The following is a 21950-nucleotide window of genomic DNA, read 5'->3' as shown; positions in this document are numbered from 1 at the left end:
TGCGGCGCAATATAAGAGTTGCGATTTTTGCCTGTGCTCCTCTCATCCTCTCCTGTTTGCGAGATGCCTCTCCTTCAGGATTATTGTGCTCGGTATTATCATTGGCACAAAGATGGCACTGTAAAGGAGGCCGATTGCCGTCGCCCTTCCGAAGTCGGCGATTGGGGTTAGGCTCATGCTGATCAGCGACAGAAAGCCCAGCATAGTCGTGGCAGTAGTAGCGAATATCGCCCTGCCGACGCTCTTGGAGGTCTCCTCCAGCGCATCCTCAACGCCCAAACCCTTGTCCCTCTCCTCGTTGTACCTTGCGAGGAAATGGATGCTGTAGTCTATCCCTATGCCGAGGAGCAACGCCGAGGTCACCATGCTAACCACAGTTATGGGCATGCCGAGGAAGCCCATGGTGGCCATGGTGGCGGTGATAGAAAACAGCACAGGTATCAGGGGCAGAACGACCCCCGTGATGTTTCTGAAAGTTGCGAACAGGATGCCAACTATCAGCACCAGGCTAACCAGAAAGCTCCTCTCCTGACCGATACCCATGAGCTCAAGCAATCTGGAGTCCAAAACTGAATATCCGCTCAACGTGTAGGAGGCATCCCCGGGCTTCTCCACATAATTTATCCTGTCCTGGAGCTCCCTTACCAGTACTGAGCTGGCCTCCTCCTCGCCCCCCAGGTCCTCGGTATTTATGTATATGACCCCTGCGGTATAGTCATCATTCACATACCTCCCCCTTACCTCTGCGGGAATGGCGTAGATGAGGTCCCTTATTTCCCCGACATTCTCTGAGCTGTCCAGGTAATCGGCTATGCTGGAGGTAGAATACACGCTGTCCACCTCCCTGAACTCCCTCTGCATCTCAGCCATCGCCCTGATTATCCCTGGCTGGCGGATATCGTCCGCCTCTATCAAAACATAGAGCACATTGGTGCCGCTGAACTCGTCGCCCAGTATATCTGTAGCTCTGGAAATGGGCTCACCCTCAGGAAGCCATTGATTGGGGTCGGTTAGAAAATAGAGCTTCCCCATACCCAGGGACACGGGAAGCAGAAGTATGAGCAGCAGTATCGGCACAACCATCGGCTTCCTTATAGCAAAACCCGAGATGCGCGCAATGACAGAGGATATGTTCCTAATACCCAGGAACTCCCCTATGCCGTCGAAGTTCTTTCTATTCCCACCCAGCCTCCTTTCCAGGAGAAGCAGAGAGGGAAAGAATATCATAACCGCCAGAGCCGAGAAAATTATGCCAAGAACAGATATAATTCCGTACTCAGCGCTTATGCGCATCTCCGAGAACAGCATCGATGAAAAGGCTGCTCCCGTGGTGACGCTCGTTGCAATTATAACCCGCCCTATCCTCCTCAGGGTGATGGACAGCGCCTCGGCGTTGCCCCTGTCGAGCTCCTCGTAGTAGCGGTGCATCATGTGCACAGCGTAGTCTATTCCAAGACCTATGGACACGGCACCAAAGACGGCGGTCATGGCGGTGATGGGGATATTGATAAAGTGCATGAGTCCGAAGGCTGAAACCACGCCCACTACTACGGGTATCAGGGGGAACACCGCACCCGTGAAGGTCCTGAATATTAGGAGGAGGGTCATGGTTACCAGACCCGCGCTGATAAGCAATGCGCTCTTCTGTCCAGAGCTAACAGCTTTATTGAAGGCATAACCGTAGGCCAGACCTCCGGCAAGCGTGGCCTCTACCCCCTTGGGCTTGTTTGCGGCGTCCACCACCTTTATAAGCTTCTCAACAAAGAGGTCGCTATCAGGTACCTCGGCCGTATTAACCTCAATTTTAAGAAGGGCGTATTCCTCATCCTTATCAACAAACTCCAGCCTCTTCTCAAAGGGCTTTTCCAGTATCTCCGCCCTGCTCCCGCCGAGGTTCAGAACAGTATCAACCCTGGTAACCCCCTCGATGAGGGATATATCCTCGGAGAGTTCATCCATGAGGTTTAGGACCTCTTCCTCAAGGACGCTTTTTACATTGACACCGTCCACCTCCAGCAGCACAAACACCATCCCCGTACCCCCGAATTCGCTCTCTATGGTGTCAAAAACTTTGACCTCCTCCATGTCAGGCGGGAAGTACTCCTTGTATTCGTTCTCCATCTTCACCTGCTGGGCATACTGGAAAGCAAGGAAAGAGAGGAGTAAAGCCGACAAAATGAAGAGGGGGTAAGCCTTCTTCGATGCTGCAACGATAGCGTTGAAGAGGCGGTCAATCACCTCTTCTTCCTCCATAAAATCAGACCGCCAACTATGGCCGCTGCCAGGGCTCCTGCCAGCTTTATGGGCGCCATGTTATTCTTTGCCTGCACTGTTATTCCGAAGGAGTGTATCTCCTCCAGCCTCTTGTCTCCCTCGCTCCAGATTATCTTAATATCGTTTCCATAGTTGTCCGGCATGGTATCCCTGTCTGCCTCGAGCTCAAAGGTGGCTATCCTGCTCTCGCCCACCTCGATGTCCCCGAGGTAATCGGTCTTAACGCCTGTGAAGTAGGATTTGGTCTTGAGCACCGCCTTAACAGATTCTGCATCCCGCTGACCGCTGTTCACCAGCACCACATTTATTCTGAAATCGTCTCCGGGGGTGATAAGCTCAGGCTCAGTTTTTACCTCGCGGACCTCGAAGGCTGCCCTGGACTCAACCTCTAGGGTTAACTCTTCCTCAATGGTGTACTCCCTGTCATCGTCTCTGTAGGTTACCATCAGGGGAAAGGTATACCTGCCGGCTTCTGCATTCTCATCTATATCCACGCTCAGGACGAAATCATGGGTCATGTCCTTGGGTATCTCAGCCACGAAGTCTGAGCCGGAGCTGGAGTAGGCCTCAGAAAAGGGCTCCTCCAAGGCCACCGTTACCCTGACAGATTTTGCTGCTGCATTGCCTGAATTTTCCACTGTAACTATTACGTCGCTGTTCTCGGTATCGCTCTTAAGTTCCTGAGGCACAGTTCGAACCTTCGCTATCCTCAGCTCGGGCTCGCCCCTAACATACAGCGCAATTTTAAGGGTCTGATTTTTATAAGCTAAATCTGCGTCCTTCCACTCAATGAGAAGAGGAGTCTGGTATACATCCTCAGCAGTATTTCGGTTTACACGAATGGGAAAAGAGATATCCACCTCATCCCTCTGTAAGATGAGTCCAAAGTACTCTGTACTCTTCTGAGCCCGTTCTGCCTTGTTCAGATACTTCTTCGATATGCCAACCGGGTCTATGGGCGAGGTATCGTAAGGGTCCAGAGTTGCTCTGACATAGGCTGCGAATTCAGGGCCCAGGTTTTTAAGGGTGATGTTAAGGGTGGTGGTCTCACCCGGATGCACCTGCTTCGGCTGAACATCCACCACATAGAAATCCGCCTCTATAGCTCCAAACACCCCTGGCATCAGCAGAACCAGGGATAATAAACCTATGCCAGAACTCAGGAATCTTTTTCCCATTCGCCTCACCTCCTCTTCTTACTGAATGCCTGCCTGTCCAGCGTCCCCCTCGTAATGCCTATGTCCATAACACCGAGTTTCCCCTTTATCTGGAGGACCACCCCCTCAATGAAGTTTATCTCCTCTATCTCACCTATTGAGCCTTCAATAATAACCTGCTCCTTACCTCCAGCCTTAAGGGTGACTTCTTTGACAGCATCCATATCCGAGAGGACGATGGAAAAGGCGCATTCACCTTTTGATTTGACCATAACCCCATGTAAGAGGGGAAAAATATAAAATAAATCTGGAGTAACTATTTACCTGCTTAGCATCGCTGGCATCAGGTTAGCAAAAGTGTGACGGGGGAATAAAAACGGAGCCCCACGAGCTATTCACAGAGTTATCGTCAAAGAAAAGGCTGGACATCCTCCAGACTCTGAAAAGAGGTCCAATGAAGTTTACGGAGATGTGCAGCAAATTTGGCATGACCTCGCCGGAGGCGTCGAGACAGCTAACGCGACTGAGCAATGCCAGCTTTATTGAGAAAAGGGCGGACGGCAGATACCATATGACCTCCTTCGGCAGAGCTGTTCTCGACTGTCTGCCCAGCTTGGGTTTCATCGCCAGGGAAAGGGACTATTTTTTAAAGCACGACCCCTCGCCCATACCCCAGAGCCTGTTACGCAGGATAGATGACCTCTCAGAGGGAGAGGTAATAAATGGCTTCATGGATATCTTAAATACTGTGGACAGGTACTTTGATGATACAAAGGAATTCTTCTGGTTCATGTCTGACGATTTCCCCCGGTACTTCCTGCCTAAATGTGAAGAACAGCTGAAAAGAGGTGTTGAATACAGGGTTATATTGCCAGAAGACTTTGACCTTACCTTTGAGGTTAAGAATATCAAGCCACTGGAATTGAGGTCTCTGGGTGAGGTGAACCTGGGCATCGAAGTTAGCGATGGACTCTGCCTTCTGGCGCTGCCATTTGAGGACGGAAAAATAGACCACTCCGCCTGTTTAATGAGCTTCAACTCGAAATTCCGTGAGTGGTGCATGAACCTCTTCAACTATTACTGGCAGAAGGCGAAACCTTGCAATGTCCAATAAGTCTCCCGAGGGAGTTGGCTACATGTACCCCAGGTCGCGCAGGCGCTTCATTATCCCCTCCTTGTCCTGCGCCCTTCCGGCACGCTCCGGCACGGCGTCGAGGTCCTGCTCCCAGGCAGGGAGATCGCTCACCCTCTGCGTTGTCGCCTTTGCTCCTAGACTACGGTAGCCCTTGGCGTAGAGCTCATTCACAGGTACGCGATTCTCGCGGAGCACCTGCCATACCTCACGCTCTGTGAAGTGGAGTATTGGGTGCACTCGCATGTGGGTAGGGTCGCTGCGGGGTGAGAAGTACACCTCATCGCTCCTCGCCTCCTGCTCATCCCAGCGGATGCCTGTCATTACCGCTTTTATACTGCGCTCCTCTATGAACATGTTCATGGCTACGGTCTTCATCAGGTGGTTGCCCTCGAAGCTTTCCGGGTTGAAAACAAAGCTTTCGCCGCGGAAGCCTATCTTTTCAAGCTCCTTGCGGTTACGCTCATTCAGCTTTGCCACGTGAACAATATCGCCAACCTTGGTAACCTGCCTGAGCACATCCTCATTCTTGACCTCATGGATAACCAAGTCCCACTCCCTGCGCATCCTCTCCACGTAGTCCAGCACCTCCTCAAAGACGCTGCCCTCGTTTATAAACATGCACTCGGGCATAGCATAGCCCTCCTCCTCGCACACCTGCTTCACCAGCCAGAGCATGAGCGTAGAATCCTTGCCTCCCGTAAACGCCACCACAAGCTTATCGCCGTAGCGCTCTATCGCCTCGGCTATCACCGCCTTGCTCTTCTCTATCTTCTCCTCCATTGGCATTATCCTCGCGTTCATTCAATCACCCAGGTAGCGTGCTTTAATGCACCGAAAGACGTCAGTGGGCTGGGAAATCTCACAGGGTATGTTCTTCTTTATCAGAATCGCATCCGGATGGTGGTCCCCCTTTATCTCACCCTTGGGCGTTCTTCTCGGCAGGGTGCGTATGGGCGCCGCGTCATAGTCGCAGAAGCCGTGGTCGGAGATGACGAGAACCTCATCGTCGTAGGGCAGTAGCTTTCCTATCGCCTCGTCCACGCGTTCATAGAACTCGACAAGCACAGGTTCGCCCCAGTGAAGGTGGGAGAGCTTGTCCAGCGCAGTGTAGGCGACTATGAAAACCTCGGGCTTATCGTTGCGCAGCACCTCCAGCGCCTTCTCGGTGACGCGCTCAATCTCTTCGAGAAGTTCGTCCTGCTCCACCGGCACACCCCCCGCCACCGGCGTAAAATCCAGATTGAAGTTGTAGGGGGGCACTATAAAGGGCACATTGAGCGCCTTCACCTCTATCCCTCTCCTGTCGAGCAGCTCCCAGATGAACTCCGCCTTGATATCCTCCCTGCGCACAATCTCGCCCTCGACGACAAAGTCGTGGTGCCCGTGCTCCTCAGGCATTAGGCCTGTGAACATGGAGCACCAAACCTCAGGCGACCAGGGCTTCTGGTTCAGGTGAATCGTAGAGTACTCGCCCTCCTCCATGAGCCTCTTAAAATTCGGCAGTCTCTCGAGGTTCGGCAGGATAACATCCCAGGTTGCAGAGTCTACGCCTATTATGAGCACAGCTATTCCTCCTTCAGGTACCCCAGGGCGCGCAGTCCTTCCATCATCTTGCGCTCACTTCGCTCCATGAGCAGTAAGCGCAGGGTGAAGATTATGAACTCCGTGGGCGAGCGGAAGCTGGTGTCTTCAATCATCTCAGCCACTTTCTCATAGAGCTCGCGGGGTATGCTTATGGTAACATAATTCTTCTTCATTTCCATTACCTGTAATTGATATTTAATGGATAACCAATAAAAAGGTTGCTGCTGTGCATCTTGTACCTGAATATCCCTCTTGAACCGTTGGCGATTTTGTTCCTAAGTACCTGCCAGGTGAGTCTAATATAATATTTTGCCAGCACTCTTAACTCATGCTATAACTAATTAACCATTTTCGCTTTGGTAAGTTTGACATTAAGAGCTTATGAAAATTAATACTTAATTAGAAAATAATCCTCGGGATACTACATCAGGCCTACCAAAATGATAAATTATTTATATGCAAAACCAAAAATCTGAAAGCATGGGGGAGTTAAATTTAGCTGTGCCTAATAAAATCTTCCGAGACCCTGTACATAACTATATTGAAATTACCGAAATTGAAAGATGTATGATAGATACCCCATGGATGCAAAGGCTCCGTAATATAATCCATATGGCGACCGCTCAAAAAACATATATGTCTGCTCATTGTTCACGATTTGAACATTCAATTGGAGTTTTATATGTTACTGGAAAAATTATTGAAGTTTTAGATAAAAAATGGATACTTGATGAAATTATTGAAAAATGTGCAAAAAATATGGATATAAAAAACAAAATGCCTTTTTTTAATTTTGATTCTTCAGAAAGAGATTTACTATATCAAAAAAAGTGTGAATTAAAACAGATGGTAAGGCTAGTAGCTTTATTGCATGACATTGGCCATGGTCCTTTTTCTCATACCTCTGAGGAATTTCTTAGATATGGAAAAAAATATAACAAATTCAATGAAGCAAAAGGTGGTGATTATGACCTAAGGCCTCATGAGATTGTAAGCTTAGAGATGATGTTGGATTATCTTCCAAAAGGTATTGAAAAGATTATTAAACTTCATGATCTTACAGAAAAAGAATTGTATTCATTTAATTTTGTTAAAAATTTTCTATCACAAAAAGAATTACTACTTTCACTGTTTGTACCAGAATATGCAACACAATTTGATGATGAAGGAGCACTAAGGCCTCTAAACATGATTATTAACAGTCAATTAGATGCTGACAAACTTGATTACTTATTGAGAGATTCCTATACTACTGGGGCTGAATTCGGAAAAATTATTGATTTAGGAAGATTAGTTATGAATTATGATATAGATTCTGAAGGTTACTTGTGTTTAGATAAAAAAGCGCTAAGTGCTGCAGAAAGTCTAGTTGTAGCAAGATATAAGATTTATAAATACTTGTATCATCATCATGTTGTATGTCTTACCGATGAAATATTAAGAAGAGCAATATTGCATGGAATTAATGGGGGCCTTTTCGACTCAACATATCCATTTTCATCTGAGAGATTTGGCAACATAGAAGTAGATGAAGAAGAAGGCATGATTAAATACGACAGTGTCGATGATTTCTATGTATATCAAAAGATCCGTGAAGCAGAAGCAAACAATGATGAAATTTCAAAAGCAAAATTTTACCTTAAAATGTATGAAGAGCGGAAGCTACCAAAAGCTTTATGGAAAATTTCTGACCCTCCTAGTTTGGTTGACAAAAATTTCTTCGAAAATGGGAATGCATTTAATCGTTGGAAAAATTTATGGATTCAAGTGATGATAGAAATAAAAAGGTTATGGCAGACCGGAGAGAAAAAAGAATTTATTAAAAAATTTGAAGATCTGCAAGAAGAAATTTGGAAAATAAGTAGTCTAGGACGATTAGGATATAAAATCGACTCTGAAGATACAGAAAAAGTGGATGAAGTTATTCTAAAAAAATTAAATGAAAATTACTCAATGAGATTGGATTATAAGGATATAATAACAGCACAAAAAAGCTTTTCTCCTTATTCTTCTCCATTTCAATTTGAAAAATCAAAAAGAATTAATATAATAATTGAAGCGGATGGAAGAAGAAAATCTGTGGATCTAGAAGAGTTATCTCCACTTATAGAAAGTCTTAGTTTGACGTGGTCTCTTTATCAGGGATCATATGGAGTCTACGTTTATGTATCTAAAAATATCAAAGAAATGTACAAAAATAAAATAGCAAAAGCAATTAAACAAGCTATTAGAGATTAAGTTTTTCTTTTAAAAAGTATTTACTCTTTTCTGAACCATAGTATTTTTCAATTATTTTTATAAGTTCTCCTTCAATCAACTTGAAATCATCAGTAATTTCATATTTTTCTCCTACTTTTTTAATAAATCCCTTCTCCGATAAATACATAAAGATATGTAGTAACGCTCTCTCCGAAGAATATCTTGGAGACGCTTCAATTTTAAGATCTATATCATAATTTTCAAGTAATTTTCTCCTAAATTTAAAGATACTATCCTTTAACTCGCCAAAATCAAATGGTCGCTCAAATCTACTGATAGTATATAATAATGGTGCCTTAGTATTAGATAAACTCAACCCATCCATTCCAATACCTCCTCCAAAATCCTTCGTTACTTAATTATTTTATTGCTCACATTTAAATTTTAAACCTACCAGAGTAATCAATGGTAACCTTTATATACCATGGTAACCAAAGTAACCAATAGGTTACCAATAAAAATAAGGAGCACAATGCATGAAATCACGTCAAAATGTTGTAAAAATTCCTGAATGGGTTGATGAAAATGCTGAGTACCTAAGAAAACAATTGATTAGACATGGGCTTGACTCGTTGCCTGAGGAAATTATTGAGCCAAGTCGCTGCCCTCTTTGTAAAAGTAAACTAAAGGAACATAAACTCCGAAATATATATTTGAAATGTGAAAATTGTGGATATTCGCAACAATCTTTTCTCTACTCAACTAACTTCTCTAAAGGTGTCATATTAGGACTTGGAATTGCTACAACAATTTATTTACTAAAAAATATTAAGACTTTGCAAAGATAGTTTTTCTAAAAACCATGTGGCACAACCCAAAAATATTTATCCCGCTGTGGGAGATGCTGGAGCATGCTTGTTCGCGAAGAGCGGTGCGTGGGCTGCGCCGCATGCATGCCCTTCTGCCCTAATGATGCCATCACTGTTTACGGCGTTGCAGAGATACACCAAGAGCGCTGCAAGAACTGCAGGCTTTGCATAGCCTACTGCCCAAACGATGCCATAGAGGGTGATTAGGTTGCGTGCATGCATTATAGGTGCCGGTTTAGGAGGTATGCTCGCCGCAGCAAACCTCGCCAGGGAAGGCTTTGAAGTCGTGGTATACGAGAAGCTTCCCTATGCTGGCGGAAGATTCACCAACATGGAGTACAAAGGCTATCAGCTCTCCACGGGTGCACTGCACATGATTCCCCACCGCGAGCGCGGTCCTCTCGGTAAGATGCTCCACCAGCTAGGTGCCAGAGTGGAGATAATTCCCTCCCAGCCCCAGGCGGTGTTCCGCATCGACGGCAGGGACTATACATACCATGAGCTTCCATCGCTGTTCCCAATACGCGACAAGCTCAGGATAACCAAAATTGTGGCGATGCTAAAGCTGGGCAGGGGAGCGGGCAGGGAAAGCTACCACTCGTGGCTGGAGAAGCAGGTCAAGAATGAACTCGTGTTCAAGATAGCGGACTCCTTTACAGGCTGGTCTCTGAGCTTGAAGGCGAGTGAGGTGCCAGCCAAAGAGGTAATCGCCCAGAGCAGGAACATCAGCAAGCTGGGAGGACCGGGGATACCCGCCGGGGGATGTGGCGGCGTCACGCAGGCGCTGGTAGAGGTGCTTAAGAGTGAGGGGGTAGAGCTTCACCTTAAGCAGCGGGTAAAGGCGATTAAGCGCCGCGAGGAAGCCTTTGAGGTGGTGGCAAAGGAGAGGCAAAGCTTTGACATAGTGGTAAGCAACGCAGGGCCTAAGGTAACATCGGAACTGGCGCAGGAGATTTTGCCCAGGGAGTATGCCCGCTCCGTGTCGCGCATCCGCGGTGCGGCTGGCATCAAGATAAGCGTTGCATGCAAAAAAGCAATGCTCGGACACAGCGGCGTGCTGCTTACGCCGGAGGCAGAGAGGATAAATGGGATAAATGAGGTGACCAACGCTGCGCCAGAACTCGCCCCTGAGGGAGAGCATTTGCTGATGTCCCACCAGCGCCTGCCCGAGGGCGCTGACATAAAGCAGGAGATTGAGCTAGGGCTCAGAGACCTGCGCAGGTTGTTCCCTGAGTTCAAGAAGTACTGCCGCGTACTCGCGGTGCAGGTTTACCACAGCACCTGGCCCGTGAACCGCGCCCCCAGCGGCACGCATCTCTCGCCGGCAACGCCGGTGAGGGGTCTCTACATGGTGGGCGATGCAGTTAAGCCGGAGGGCTGGATGGAGACCGACGGCGTGGCCGCTGGCGTAGATGAAGCACTGCATCACATAAGGGCGAGCTACTGAGGCTTGAGCTGTGCTGCCCGCTTCTTCCAGGAAATTGCCTCCTCCAGGTAGCTGTTCGCCTCCTGTGCTGCGATATTGGCCCTGTCTCTATCTCCGTTGAGCATAAGCTCTGCGTACTCGCGGTACTTCTGCGTCGCCTCCGCTGAGTTCTCCACATATCTCAGCATGTACTGGACGTAGAGCCTCTCCTCCTCGGTCTTCGCAAGCTGCGCCGCCTTCGCCAGATGTTCCTTTGCCTTTGCGTCCACCCCGGCCTTGGTATCGCAGGTTTCCATGATTTTCTGGTAGTCGTTGCTGGATATTATCCCTCCCCACAGAGTGGTGGCCTCAGAGATAGACTTCTCTGCCTTTGAAATCTCGCCCGCGTAGCTGGAACCCACGCAGGCACTCGTCAGCAACAGGAGTGACAATAGAAGTAATCTGCTCATGCCTCCTTACTCATGCTTGTAGCATAAAAATTTACTGATGGTTAGCAATATTTCATCTCTTTTGAAATGGAATCCTTTCGAGTCGCATAATACGAGAATACAATGTAGGCGACAATGACTAGACCAAAAATAGACCACCACATATAATCATGATTATATGAGTATATCGTGGGATTAGAGATAACTGTCAATAAAATTGAGAGATTGGCGACAAGAATGCCACCAGTTGCTCCATAAAACAAAAGCTTTGATGTACCTATTATCATTTTCCCCCTCTGCCCTGCCATCTCTGTACTACATTATTTTCTTCTAAATCTACTAGGGCAGAGACTGCCATCTTGTTCTCAAAATCAGCCCAGGTAACGCTGAAAAGCTGCTTTGGAGCATAGAATTTCGCCGCAGTATCGGGAAGCACTCTCCTCACTGTGGGTTCCCCCGGGTTAAAGTTTGCGGAGTAGAAATACTGCTGCACTTCCTGGTCTCTCAGGGCAATGGCTATTACCCTGCTCCTTATCTCTTCTGGAAGTGCCTCTAAGAGGTAGCCTTTGAGCAGAAGCTCGCCCTTTTCTGGATTATAGAAAAACCTGTAGGCATCAACGTAAGGCGATAGCTCAGTAGCAGCGATAACCCCCAGCTCATAGGCATTGCTTCTCTCAGCGACGGTTATGTTAATTCTGCTGTATTCAATCCCTTCATAAGGCAGCAGGGCATCCTTCACCTCTGCCTTTATCTGCTCCCTCAGAGTTTCGTTAACGCTGTCAGGGGCGATGATGTTTATCAGCACCCCTCCGCTCTCGTTCTCCGAAACTGTATTAATGGGCGTCTTAGATGCGCAACCGAGGAATAAGAGCACCAAAAATAAAAGAAAAAGAAGGCGCAGGCTCCTGACCTCCTACTCGAGTATTATGGAGTACTCAAAGTTGCTGGTGTTGAAGGGCATTATCCTCGCCTTCCACTTCCCGGCCTCTGGAGCCTCTATGGTGTACGAAGCCATGTACTCTGTGCTCTGCACCGTGTATATGCCCTTGCTGTCAACCTCCCAAGGTGGCGAATACCAGGAGCCCAGGTCAACTCTCCCCTTTAGCACGCTCTTTACTTGCTTTGGCTTTAGCTCCTCTTCTCTGGGACTTACCAGTGTAACCTCGAAGTTGGGCTCCTCCGCTTTTCTTTTTATCCCGGAGGCGAACTTCCGGAAGGCGTAGTTGCTCGCACCAATCTCAAGGGTTAGTTTTTCTATGCCCTCGCTGACTTCAAACTCCTTCTCGAAAGGCGCAGTCGGCTGCTGCCATATCTCCAGGCTGAGGGTTACAATCTTCCACCACCTGTCGTAATAAGCTCTTGCCGGGTCCTCGATTCCCAAGTCTACCTTACCCTCATACCTACCTTTTACATCCTGTGGCATTGCAACCTGTATTTTCACAGTTGCCTTTGTACCTGGAGCTATGTTGCCTGGCGAGGTGATGCTCACCCAGCTTTCATCCAGCTCACTCGGACAGCCCATACCCCTGCATCCGCTGTATTCCTCTGTCCCAAACCGTGGGCGTAAGGACACCGTTTCGCTACCTGTGTTCTCTATCTCTATTTCATAGGTGTAGCTCTTTCCCGCTTCCACACGGTCGTGAATGAAGCTGGGCACGATTTTGACGGTGGGCTCTTTCCAGACCCTTATGTTGAGGTTGAGCGCATTTATAGCCCTAGGGAAGCCCGTAGGGTAAGTGAGGGTCTCGTTGGTGAAGGCGATTTGTACAGAGTAAGACCCGATCTCTGCATCTTCAGGAATAGATACAACAACTTTGAACTCCTGCTCATCTCCAGCCCCAGCCTCCGCCTTTTCTGGTGTAATAGTAACCCAGCTTTCGTCCAACAGAGACTCGCCAAAGGGCATAGCGACAAGATGAGGTTCTAAGGTTATTGGCTCTTCCTCCCTGTTCTTCACCTTAACTTTAAACTCCCTCTCCTCTCCCGGCTTTAAGCCCAGATGTTTTTGCTTTGGTGAGATGCTCAGTTTTGTGAAGTCACCATAAGAAGGCTGCGGTGGCGCCGGCATTTCGCTAACCACAACTCTTTTCTCTTCTATAACCTGCGCATTGCTCAGCGGGATAAAACCCGCCAAAATCAGAGCAATAATCACATACTCTAACCTCATCTCAAACACCTCTACATTTAATCGACCTGGCAACCTTCAGAAGCTCCAGTAAATTCCTTGCCCAAAGGTTCATCTTTGTTTCAGTTTAATTCTCTATATCAAGAAGTCACTTTTATATTTTCTGACCATTTTGTGCAACTGTTCTTCGAATACATCTTTCGATGCCTCTATCGCACTTCCTGTAGCCATTTTTCATCACCCCTTTTTACTTTTTAACATTTTGAATCCATTAAAAAGACTTACCTCCTAACCTTCCAAAACAGAGCAAATAAAACAGCTGACAAAGTTATTAGCGTTGGGCCGCATACCCCTTGCCTTGGCTCTGGTATTGTTTTTTCCTGCCTCGGCTCAGACATCATTGCAAATGCTATATATATCTCAAAACCCTCGGTCATATCCTCCCTAGGTTGATAATCGCTCCATGTTAACCACAATCTTCCCTGGCTAAGGCATGCCGAGGGTCTGTCGAGAATTGAAATAGGCTGGCCCTTATATTTATAGAGAACTTTTTCCTCTGACCATATCTCGCCGTTGTCTGTTGAGACTTTGTAATACAGGTAGGTATCCGCCTTGTAGCCTCCTCTCCTGGCACTGTAGATAAGCCAGAGCCTTTCTGCAACATCGCGGATAATGACTGGATAACCTGTGTAGTCCTTCTCCATGGTGGCTATCAGCCTTTTCTCCCTAGACCACTGCCCGTTGTATAGATAAATCATGTAGACATCCAGTCCTCTCCTATATAGTACTATGATTTTCCCGTCGGAGGCTTGAACGATGGATGAAGCCTGGCCCTCTGTCAGCTTGATGTCCTTGGACCAGCGGCCATCGTATACCTTGTAATAAACACTTAGGTTCTCCTCACCATCCCTGTCGGAGGTCCATACAACCCATATCCTTCCGTCAGCGCTCTGAGCTACCGAAGGCATGAAATCTCCTCCGGGTGAATTCGTTAACCTGATATCACCAAACCAAGCTCCATCGAAGATTTTGTAGTAAATCTCAGTGTTCCCCTTGTAAGGGTCATAAACCGTGTCCCTTGAGGATCGAAAGAACAGCCAAATCCTGCCATCATTAGCCAGTATCCCGGTAGGCTGGTCATCTATGCCCCTGGAAAAGGTTAATCTCTCTTCAGCTGACCATCTTATTCCATCCTCAGAAGCGCGATAATAAATCTCCTCGGAGCCGTTTACAGTGCCTCTGACGGTGATTAACCATAGTTCCCCGTCTTCCCTGCAGATTATAAACGGAGGATGCATAGCCTCTGCGCCTTCGATAATCTTCAGAGGAGTTTCTAGGGATATCTCAAGGGCAAAGCCAGTAATAGGGAGAAATACGACAATTGTGAATATGGAAAAAATATTTTTCATCTTTCCCTCAAATAAAAAAGAGAGCAAAGGAGTTAAAAAATGTTTGCATCTTGTTTTCTCCACAGGAGTATTCCAAGGGTGACTGGTCTTCCTAGGGTATCAGAGGATGCGTCATATCCCTCGCTAACTCTGCTCGCAAGAGTGCCATTCAAGTCGTACTGCGCTGCCATTACTACCGGTCGCCAGCTCGTATCGAATGACGCCCAGTTTGCATCGACGTATTTTGCCAGCCAATCCATAGCTGTGCTGTTTGCGGTGGTCTCACCAACTGCTATTTCCCTCAGCCAGAAGCCAAAGCAACACATGGCAACATATGCGTCACTGATATTCCACGCAGCAGAGCCTCTCGATGGACAGTGCCCATCGTAAAATGCTCCATCTTTACCGTTATTCTCCCATGTATTCCTTGTGCCCACGTCCAGCTGTTGGTTATAAAGCCCCTGATGAAGTCTCCCCACCTCTGTGTCGTTGTAAACAACGCTTGCGAAGTACTGGGCAGATTTAATCCCTAGATAGCCGATACTGACCCTATTAGGGCTTGCGATGCATGGGCAGTCCTGGGTGTTAACCTCACCAGCGACTTGAACCCTTGTATCGCCGCATCGGTGAATATCATTGCAGTAATCGTATTCTTTGCAGGGCAGGTTGGACGTTCTATGGTTCCTCCACCAAGTATCTAACGTTTCTGCGCAATATCTTGCATCAATTTTCCCAGAGTTCTCCTTTATTCCGTGGGTGCTTTCAGTGAGGCAGTCCCGTTGCGTAACCGAAATTGTACTACCAAAGGTATTGACACCGTATCCGAGGGCCCAACCACCGTATTCGAGTAAGAAATGAATCTCATTCGGCTTCGGCGTGTAATCGTGAATCGCTGCAAGCCCAAATTTAGCGAAATCCTCACATTTCGTTTGATACTGCCACCCAGTTCCTGAGGCTCTATTTGCTAAAATTGTTAGAAACGCCGTACGAATAGCTACCTGCCCTTGTCTACTTGCGTCGCCGCTCCCTAACTCGGTGCATACCCAAGTGACGTACTCGTCGTACGTTCTTCCTGCATAATATGCCCCAAAATGTTCTTTTGCTTTATCCAGAACAGTCACCATCTATCTACCTCCTCTTTTGCTTTTGCCACCTCTTATTGGCTATATTTTCTAATTTCTTCTAATATAAACACTTTATGACCATAATACGCAACTGTCACAAATTTACTACAAAAACACCCTAAAATTTAAAATCTGGAAAGTTTCATCGCCGCTCATATTTTTCCAGATTAAATTTATGCCTATTCCAGAGAGTGATAATTGAAAATAGGCTTATGAGTAAAATTAGTAAAGGTCCACAGACTGTTTTCTTTTTCGTCTGTACCTCTTCTTCTGCAGTTCGACTTTCCTTCTGTGTCATTTTTGCTGGCTGTATTGTGAGACTCAGCACCTGATATGTCAGGTCTTCAAAGGCAGAGCCGTCGTACATCAGAAACTTTCCATCAGCACTGATTAGCCAGTAATCGCCATTCAACTTTACCTCATCTACGGTGAACTCATGCCCTATCTCACTGAAAATATCATATGGAGTGATATCGTAGAGTTTTTCCCTATCAAATCTCATTATAACGCCCCGGGGAGTAGATGGATGAAAATAAGCTTTATATCCTGCTATAAGCCAGTATTTGTCCTCTGGATTGTAGACCACATCACTAATACCAAATCCTTCCCAGGGGAGAGGGTAGAGTTCTGACATCTCAGCGAGAACAGTAAAACTGCCATTGAAGTACCTCCCGATTATTCCATTACCACCGGTAATCACCCAGTATTTTCTGCTCGGATCCCAGTTAACTCCTGTGACTACCGGTTTAAGTTCAGTTCTGTTAAAAATTTCAGTCAGATCAGTAAATTTATAACCATTGTATTCCAGAACTTTCTCGCCGTATACTGCATACTTCCCTTTAAATGCTCCATTTATAACAATTAACCAGCTCGTGCCATTGAAAGCTATGTTGGTGACTGCCGTAGAAAAATCCTCCGGCACACCTATTTTATCTGAGAGATCAACAATCTTTTCGCCATCATATTTCAGCAGCTTTCCATAATTTGCTCCTATAAGCCAGTAATCGCTATTAAAGACTACAGACTTGATTTCGAGATATTTAAAATCGTAACCGGCAGTGATCGTTTTAAATCCAGAGTTATCCTCATACACCACTATTTTATCTGAATCTTCAGACATAGAATGAATAATTATCAGCCAGTATCTTTCGCCCCACCCAATGTAATGGACAGTGGACCAGTTCCCCACAAGACTGTTCAGCTTTCCAGAGAGGTCAGTAATTTCTTTACCATCGTATTTCCACAGGGTATTCCGCCCACCAAGAAGCCAGTACCTGCCATTCCATGCTATATAGCTTGTTTTTGCAAGCAGATCCTCGTTGCCTCTCTCATACTTAACCAAGACAAAGTTACTCCCGTCGTATCTGACAAGCCTGTATTCGCCATTTATACCTGTGGCGTTGTGCCAGTCCACACTTGCTATAAGCCAGTATTTGCCGTTCCATTCAAAAGTGTAATCGAGAACAAAAGCATGTGCGGCAGGTAGGGATAGAAAAAGAAGGGAAAAAATAATAAATTCACTTACTATAGTTAGACTCCTGCGCATGTATCGTATCCACCTGAGGGGCATGAGTTCTGATTGTAGTAGTTTTTAACTGTTCTGTAGTTGTTTATATCATTACTGAAGTAGTGGTATATATAGGTGAAGCCGCCCACAGCATTAGATGCGCAGTAGTAGTTTGCTCCTCTCTTGGTGCACACCCAAGAAAGCTTGCACATGCAGTTCTCGGTTTCGCCTTTCACCGCATTGTCGCACTCGAATTCCACACCCCAACCCCGGGCTTTGCAGTTCTGCATGAAGGTTTTTAAATCACTATAGCTCATTCCATTTGGCCTTTTTGCATCGCCTGTGGTATCTGTAACCTGATAGTAATGCGGCTGAGGCGCAATGTTCGTAAAACCTATGTATGACTGGCACTTGTCCATCCAGTTAAAGCTCAGATTGCCCTCTACAGGAATCCAGACTGCATACTTGTTCTTCTGCTTTATATCATCAACGATTTTCTTCACATTCTCTCTGCATGGATTTCCATCACTAGCTTGGGCATTGTACATTGTCCATGAACCTTCTGGCATTAAGCAGTATCCTCTAACCTTCGAGCCTGCCTGAGATTCCACTGAGTCTAACCACTGTTTCATTTGATTATAACCACACTCTCCACGCGGATTAGGAATTTCCGCTATAATCTGATACCCCGGAGACTGATTCCAGAAGTCGTTGATTCTCTGTATCAAAGTGCCGAGATCTGTAGTATCGCATCTCTGATTGGTCTCTGTTCTCAGCAGTATAACTCCATTGAATTCTTGTATGAAAACATCTATTTGGCTCACAGGGGTCGTTTTACCGGCATAGTAGAAAATTCCTACTCTCCATACCATCTCTATCTACCTCTTTTGCTTTTGCCACCTCTTATTGGCTATATTTTCTAATTTATTATAATATAAACACTTTATGACCATAATACGCAACTGAAGTTGTGTTATCTGTCAAAGATTTCGCTTATGCAGGTTACGTCACGAGCGTTGCTTCTTGATGAAACTTTGTTAGTGTGTGATCGAATGTTAAACTTAGTCTATATTTCCACTATTCTCATTTAACTAAGTATTCTATTTCATTTTTTCCATTTTCTCCCCATATAACTTTTATTATCATCTGAAAATCACTTTTTGAGTATTTACTATAGGATGAATTCAAATGAAATTTAGCTGCCTCACCGGTCTCTAATCTTTCAAAATAAGCCTGATCCAATATCTCATCGTCTTTTGTTTCTAAAAATAACTGATGTTAGATGCTGCCTGGGGTCCCTTGTTCCATACTGTACCCTCCACCAATACCCGATTTCCTACTGAAATAGTATAGTCTGAAAGGATCAGGCTTGATGTGGATTGATAATCCGAAGTGGGATGCTGAATGCATCCTAGAGATAAAATTAATACCAAAATTATACCATAATCCAAAATTTCAGCCATTATATTTCGCCACCTTATGATCATATCCCATTTCTTTTGACTTATTACGATTTCATCATAAATTTAACTATAAATACATCATTATATATGCTCTTGACAATTATCATCCTTTCATCAAGATTTAAAGAAATATCTGCAATAATACTTCTCGGTAATTCAGTTATCAGGTTAAAATTGCCCAATATTCTTCCATTCATATCAAATAACGTTACATCGCCAGAGGCCAATCCTGCTAAAACGTAATTTCCATCTGAAGATATTGAAACTGCTCTTGCTGTACTTCCTGAGAATCTTGTATAATTCCATAGCTTATGTAGCGATGAGTTCATATAGGATATATCCACACCATTTGAAAACATTGCAACAATTTCTCCACCATCTTGGGATAGATCTACATCCCAGAAGCCATTCAGCGAGTATAAAGCTCTTTTATCTCCGTTCAGGTCGTAATAGACCAGAGGTACGTCCATATCATATGCGGAGAGAAGATGTGTAAATGCGCAAACAAGATTTCCGTTGTTGGCTACAGCTATTGCCTTACCAAGGTATTCGTTACTGTCGTTTAAAAGTAGATTCCCATCCTTATCCAGCAGATAAATATAGGTTGTTGTGTTTGTTCCGAGATAACCTTTCTTTTTCTCAGGGTCTGTATAAATTGGCTTCCTTATACTGGATAGTACCCCAAAATATTTCAAATTCTTTGATATTGAAACATCTGTTACTTCCCCATTGACAGGGAAATCCCAGAGAAGCTCACCATTGCTACTGTAAACTTCTATTTTTCTTGGAACGCCCACAACTACAATCTCTCCGTTATCTGAAACTGCTGTAGAGGTAATATTGCGGTCAAAACTTTTACTCCATAATAGTGTTCCATTTCTGTAAAATTTTACCTCGTTGTCTCTGCCTACACAGTAATACAATCCATCTGGAGAAATAGAAATCTTATCTTTCGCGTGAAATCTTTTTATTTCTACAAGCTCAAAGGTGGCCCTTTGTGAAGTTTGATTGGTGTTTTTCTCATAACTGTAGTTGTGCTCTTGAGATGGATAGATAATATTGGTGACATTCTCATGTTTTTCTAATGGCAGGAGACCAGTACAGCCAGCTACAAGGGTCAATATAAGCGTCAGCAGTGTCAACATTCCAAACTTCAACCAACTACCTTCCATCCTAGATTTTCCTCCCTTCTCTTGGATAAATGCTGGCATAAACCCTACCTTTCACAATATTTCATATTCATCCTCCAGGAACTATCAAAAATGAAAACCATATCAACATGAATACAAATGACATGGCTATCGTGATTTTTCCCACATTTTTCAGCTCTGGCTCAGTAAATAATACATAGCCAAGTACTAATCCAGTAGGAACTGGATTAAAAATCGACGATATTATGCCTACAATTAACCATTTGGTGACTCTTTCCATTCATATTACCTCTTAATTTTAATTATTTTGCCATATTTCATTTGAATTATTCTTGTAGCATTTCTCAAGAGCTCATCATTTCCCTCCCCTTTTATAATTCTCTTTCTGGTATAAGGATTTAATTAAATTAAAAGTACTTAAAATTAAAACACTTACAAACAGCAGCCAAGTAAATCCACCATAGTATATCATAACTAAACGTGGAAAAGGAACAAATATATTCAAAAATGACAATGAAAAAGTGAGAATAATTATCAACGGAATGCCTATTACTATGGTAGATGCCATAAATTTTAAATAAGATGTGAAGGCTGCTTCGAAATCTTGAACATTAAGCTTTGCTTTAGTAGAAATGTAGTATTTCTTCATTTTTAGCGTAATTAGGTAAATAAATGCGATATTCACAAATATGAATATCCCAAATAAAACCAGAATTGTCAAGTCTTCTACAGTCATCATTTTTAGAGCCTCTCTAAATATCTGTTTTGGACATAAATTGTTCCATTAAAATGGAAAACAACCCGCCCATAATTCCGATTCCAATTATGAAGATGTTAGATAATATAAAACCAAAAACCATCGATGCCCTAAACGCGATTTTTGGTGTCGAATGAATCTGTGATAGAATTTCATAGATTAAAAAGTATTGAATCAAAAAATTAATCCAATTAACAACAGCGACTATAATGAGAAAAGATATTGTAATCCTAGCCCAGCTCATATCTTTTGAAATGGGAGAATCCTTTCGAGTCGCATAATACGAGAATACAATGTAGGCGACAATGACTAGACCAAAAATAGACCACCAAATATAATCATGATTATATGAGTATATCGTGGGATCAGAGATAACTGCCAATAAAATTGAGAGACTGGCGACAAGAATGCCACCAGTTGCCCCATAAAACAAAAGCTTTTTCCAAGTAATCATGATCCCATCTTCCTTAGGCACATCCTGCACTGAGGTAAAGGGTATATTCATAGTCCCATCCTGCACCCTTTGGTACTCTAAACTCCAAACCGCTTCTCTCACCTTGGCTGCCTTCATAATTCCCATCCCAGTGTGCCCAGAATTCATCACTGTCACCATAAACGGGTCCTACATGGTCTTTATTTAGAGTAAATGTTTCTGAAATGCCAGCAGAAACTCCGTTATGTTGGACTTGCAATGATACTGTTACTTGCTTTGGGTCATTTGTGTTGATGTCTGATATTGGTTCCCAATCGGTAACAACTCCTGTGTTCAAATTAACGCCTGTTTTCACTTCATAGAGATTGCTGTCGTCAGTGCCGAACAAGCAAACATCCTGCTTATTATATCCTGTCGCTTGCATCCATACGATATAGTAATCGTAGTCATTATCAGGCACATCTTCTTTATAGAGTTTGAAATAGGCATATGCATCTGCCTTATCAAGATGCACTTCCAGTGTATCTGTTCGGATATATTGCAGGTTTTCTGTACTAAGAGAACTCGCTGTAACTTCCGCTTCTTCTTCAGCCTTTTTGTCTATGGGAGAATTCGAATGTACTCTCTTGGTAATTTGTCCCTCACTTATATCCTTGTTTTTTACTTTATCTTTTGCAATCTCATTTGCATTGTCGCTGGATGCTGCCAGCACGCTCCCAAGCATCAGCACCGCAAGCAGTGCCGGTATTCCCAACTTTAACCAACTGCTTCTCATCTATCTAACCTCCTTTTGTTTTTATTTCGATCAAAAAGGAGGCACTTTCCAGTCGTTATCTTTGGGCATTTTTGTGCCTCCATTGCGGGGCGGCGGTGTCCTTCTTGCTTTCTCTGCGGGTGAGGACACCGCCTCGTATTCATGATTGAATACTC

Annotated in this window: 24 protein-coding genes; 5 read left to right on the top strand and 19 right to left on the bottom strand. The window is 44.8% G+C overall.

What is annotated here, in order from left to right; genetic code table 11:
• Positions 1–42 precede the first annotated feature (42 nt).
• Genes ACXJJW_RS02655 through ACXJJW_RS02645 form a run of 3 tightly spaced genes read right to left on the bottom strand, consistent with a single transcriptional unit; the run spans position 43 to position 3703 of the window.
• Complete coding sequence (locus ACXJJW_RS02655; protein ID WP_456474174.1) at positions 43–2253, bottom strand: efflux RND transporter permease subunit; 2211 nt, start codon at positions 2251–2253, stop codon at positions 43–45.
• Positions 2235–3452 carry a COG1361 S-layer family protein gene (locus ACXJJW_RS02650; protein ID WP_456474173.1) on the bottom strand — a complete coding sequence of 406 codons (1218 nt, stop codon included), beginning with the start codon at positions 3450–3452 and terminating at the stop codon, positions 2235–2237. Before ACXJJW_RS02650 ends, ACXJJW_RS02655 begins: the two co-directional genes overlap by 19 nt.
• A gap of 5 nt (positions 3453–3457) precedes the next feature.
• Complete coding sequence (locus ACXJJW_RS02645) at positions 3458–3703, bottom strand: hypothetical protein (protein WP_456474172.1); 246 nt, start codon at positions 3701–3703, stop codon at positions 3458–3460.
• Between the two features lie 98 nt (positions 3704–3801).
• Between ACXJJW_RS02645 and ACXJJW_RS02640 the strand changes: the two genes are divergently transcribed.
• Positions 3802–4545, top strand: a complete 744-nt coding sequence (locus ACXJJW_RS02640; RefSeq protein WP_456474196.1) for a helix-turn-helix transcriptional regulator — start codon at positions 3802–3804, stop codon at positions 4543–4545.
• A gap of 18 nt (positions 4546–4563) precedes the next feature.
• Here the strand turns inward: ACXJJW_RS02640 and ACXJJW_RS02635 are convergent, their stop codons facing one another.
• The 3 genes from ACXJJW_RS02635 to ACXJJW_RS02625 are packed head-to-tail and all read right to left on the bottom strand — an operon-like array spanning position 4564 to position 6323.
• Entirely contained in the window at positions 4564–5367 is an 804-nt protein-coding gene (locus tag ACXJJW_RS02635) for a phosphoadenosine phosphosulfate reductase family protein (RefSeq protein ID WP_456474171.1), read from the bottom strand.
• Positions 5368–6129 (bottom strand): alkaline phosphatase family protein, encoded by a 762-nt coding sequence (locus ACXJJW_RS02630; RefSeq protein WP_456474170.1) that lies wholly within the window; start codon positions 6127–6129, stop codon positions 5368–5370. It abuts the gene before it with no gap.
• A gap of 2 nt (positions 6130–6131) precedes the next feature.
• Positions 6132–6323 (bottom strand): CopG family transcriptional regulator, encoded by a 192-nt coding sequence (locus ACXJJW_RS02625; protein ID WP_456474169.1) that lies wholly within the window; start codon positions 6321–6323, stop codon positions 6132–6134.
• 307 nt (positions 6324–6630) lie between these two features.
• On the opposite strand from ACXJJW_RS02625, the gene ACXJJW_RS02620 reads away from it, so the two are divergent.
• The gene (locus ACXJJW_RS02620) at positions 6631–8388 is read left to right on the top strand and encodes an HD domain-containing protein (RefSeq protein WP_456474168.1); all 1758 of its coding nucleotides are present in this window, start codon (positions 6631–6633) and stop codon (positions 8386–8388) included.
• Here the strand turns inward: ACXJJW_RS02620 and ACXJJW_RS02615 are convergent.
• The gene (locus ACXJJW_RS02615) at positions 8378–8734 is read right to left on the bottom strand and encodes a hypothetical protein (RefSeq protein ID WP_456474167.1); all 357 of its coding nucleotides are present in this window, start codon (positions 8732–8734) and stop codon (positions 8378–8380) included. The two genes, ACXJJW_RS02620 and ACXJJW_RS02615, sit on opposite strands and share 11 nt — an antisense overlap.
• 151 nt (positions 8735–8885) lie before the next feature.
• Between ACXJJW_RS02615 and ACXJJW_RS02610 the strand changes: the two genes are divergently transcribed.
• From ACXJJW_RS02610 to ACXJJW_RS02600, 3 genes are all read left to right on the top strand, one after another.
• Positions 8886–9197, top strand: coding sequence for a hypothetical protein (locus ACXJJW_RS02610; protein ID WP_456474166.1), 312 nt, complete (start codon positions 8886–8888; stop codon positions 9195–9197).
• A gap of 63 nt (positions 9198–9260) precedes the next feature.
• The gene (locus ACXJJW_RS02605; RefSeq protein WP_456474165.1) at positions 9261–9425 is read left to right on the top strand and encodes a 4Fe-4S binding protein; all 165 of its coding nucleotides are present in this window, start codon (positions 9261–9263) and stop codon (positions 9423–9425) included.
• Between the two features lies 1 nt (position 9426).
• Positions 9427–10665: a phytoene desaturase family protein gene (locus ACXJJW_RS02600; protein WP_456474164.1), complete on the top strand. Its 1239-nt coding sequence runs from the start codon at positions 9427–9429 to the stop codon at positions 10663–10665.
• Here ACXJJW_RS02600 and ACXJJW_RS02595 read toward each other — a convergent pair.
• From ACXJJW_RS02595 to ACXJJW_RS02540, 12 genes are all read right to left on the bottom strand, one after another.
• Positions 10659–11093, bottom strand: a complete 435-nt coding sequence (locus ACXJJW_RS02595; protein ID WP_456474163.1) for a hypothetical protein — start codon at positions 11091–11093, stop codon at positions 10659–10661. The genes ACXJJW_RS02600 and ACXJJW_RS02595 overlap by 7 nt on opposite strands.
• Positions 11094–11355: 262 nt before the next feature.
• On the bottom strand, positions 11356–11877 hold the full coding sequence (locus ACXJJW_RS02590; RefSeq protein ID WP_456474162.1) for a hypothetical protein: 522 nt from the start codon (positions 11875–11877) through the stop codon (positions 11356–11358).
• 108 nt (positions 11878–11985) lie between these two features.
• Positions 11986–13239, bottom strand: coding sequence for a COG1470 family protein (locus ACXJJW_RS02585; protein WP_456474161.1), 1254 nt, complete (start codon positions 13237–13239; stop codon positions 11986–11988).
• 239 nt (positions 13240–13478) lie between these two features.
• Positions 13479–14669, bottom strand: coding sequence for an exo-alpha-sialidase (locus ACXJJW_RS02580; RefSeq protein ID WP_456474160.1), 1191 nt, complete (start codon positions 14667–14669; stop codon positions 13479–13481).
• The gene (locus ACXJJW_RS02575) at positions 14639–15709 is read right to left on the bottom strand and encodes a hypothetical protein (RefSeq protein WP_456474159.1); all 1071 of its coding nucleotides are present in this window, start codon (positions 15707–15709) and stop codon (positions 14639–14641) included. Before ACXJJW_RS02575 ends, ACXJJW_RS02580 begins: the two co-directional genes overlap by 31 nt.
• Positions 15710–15851: 142 nt before the next feature.
• Complete coding sequence (locus ACXJJW_RS02570) at positions 15852–17255, bottom strand: hypothetical protein (protein ID WP_456474158.1); 1404 nt, start codon at positions 17253–17255, stop codon at positions 15852–15854.
• Entirely contained in the window at positions 17240–18088 is an 849-nt protein-coding gene (locus tag ACXJJW_RS02565; protein WP_456474157.1) for a hypothetical protein, read from the bottom strand. The genes ACXJJW_RS02570 and ACXJJW_RS02565 overlap by 16 nt, the downstream gene beginning before the upstream one ends.
• 635 nt (positions 18089–18723) lie before the next feature.
• Positions 18724–19890, bottom strand: a complete 1167-nt coding sequence (locus ACXJJW_RS02560) for a hypothetical protein (RefSeq protein ID WP_456474156.1) — start codon at positions 19888–19890, stop codon at positions 18724–18726.
• A 28-nt stretch (positions 19891–19918) separates the two neighbouring features.
• Entirely contained in the window at positions 19919–20110 is a 192-nt protein-coding gene (locus tag ACXJJW_RS02555) for a hypothetical protein (RefSeq protein ID WP_456474155.1), read from the bottom strand.
• 75 nt (positions 20111–20185) lie between these two features.
• On the bottom strand, positions 20186–20569 hold the full coding sequence (locus ACXJJW_RS02550; protein WP_456474154.1) for a hypothetical protein: 384 nt from the start codon (positions 20567–20569) through the stop codon (positions 20186–20188).
• Between the two features lie 13 nt (positions 20570–20582).
• The gene (locus tag ACXJJW_RS02545; protein ID WP_456474153.1) at positions 20583–21062 is read right to left on the bottom strand and encodes a hypothetical protein; all 480 of its coding nucleotides are present in this window, start codon (positions 21060–21062) and stop codon (positions 20583–20585) included.
• Complete coding sequence (locus ACXJJW_RS02540; RefSeq protein WP_456474152.1) at positions 21055–21795, bottom strand: hypothetical protein; 741 nt, start codon at positions 21793–21795, stop codon at positions 21055–21057. Before ACXJJW_RS02540 ends, ACXJJW_RS02545 begins: the two co-directional genes overlap by 8 nt.
• Positions 21796–21950 lie beyond the last annotated feature (155 nt).

The sequence above is a fragment of the Candidatus Pyrohabitans sp. genome (genome assembly GCF_054014795.1).
This window is presented reverse-complemented; position numbering and strand designations above follow the sequence as displayed.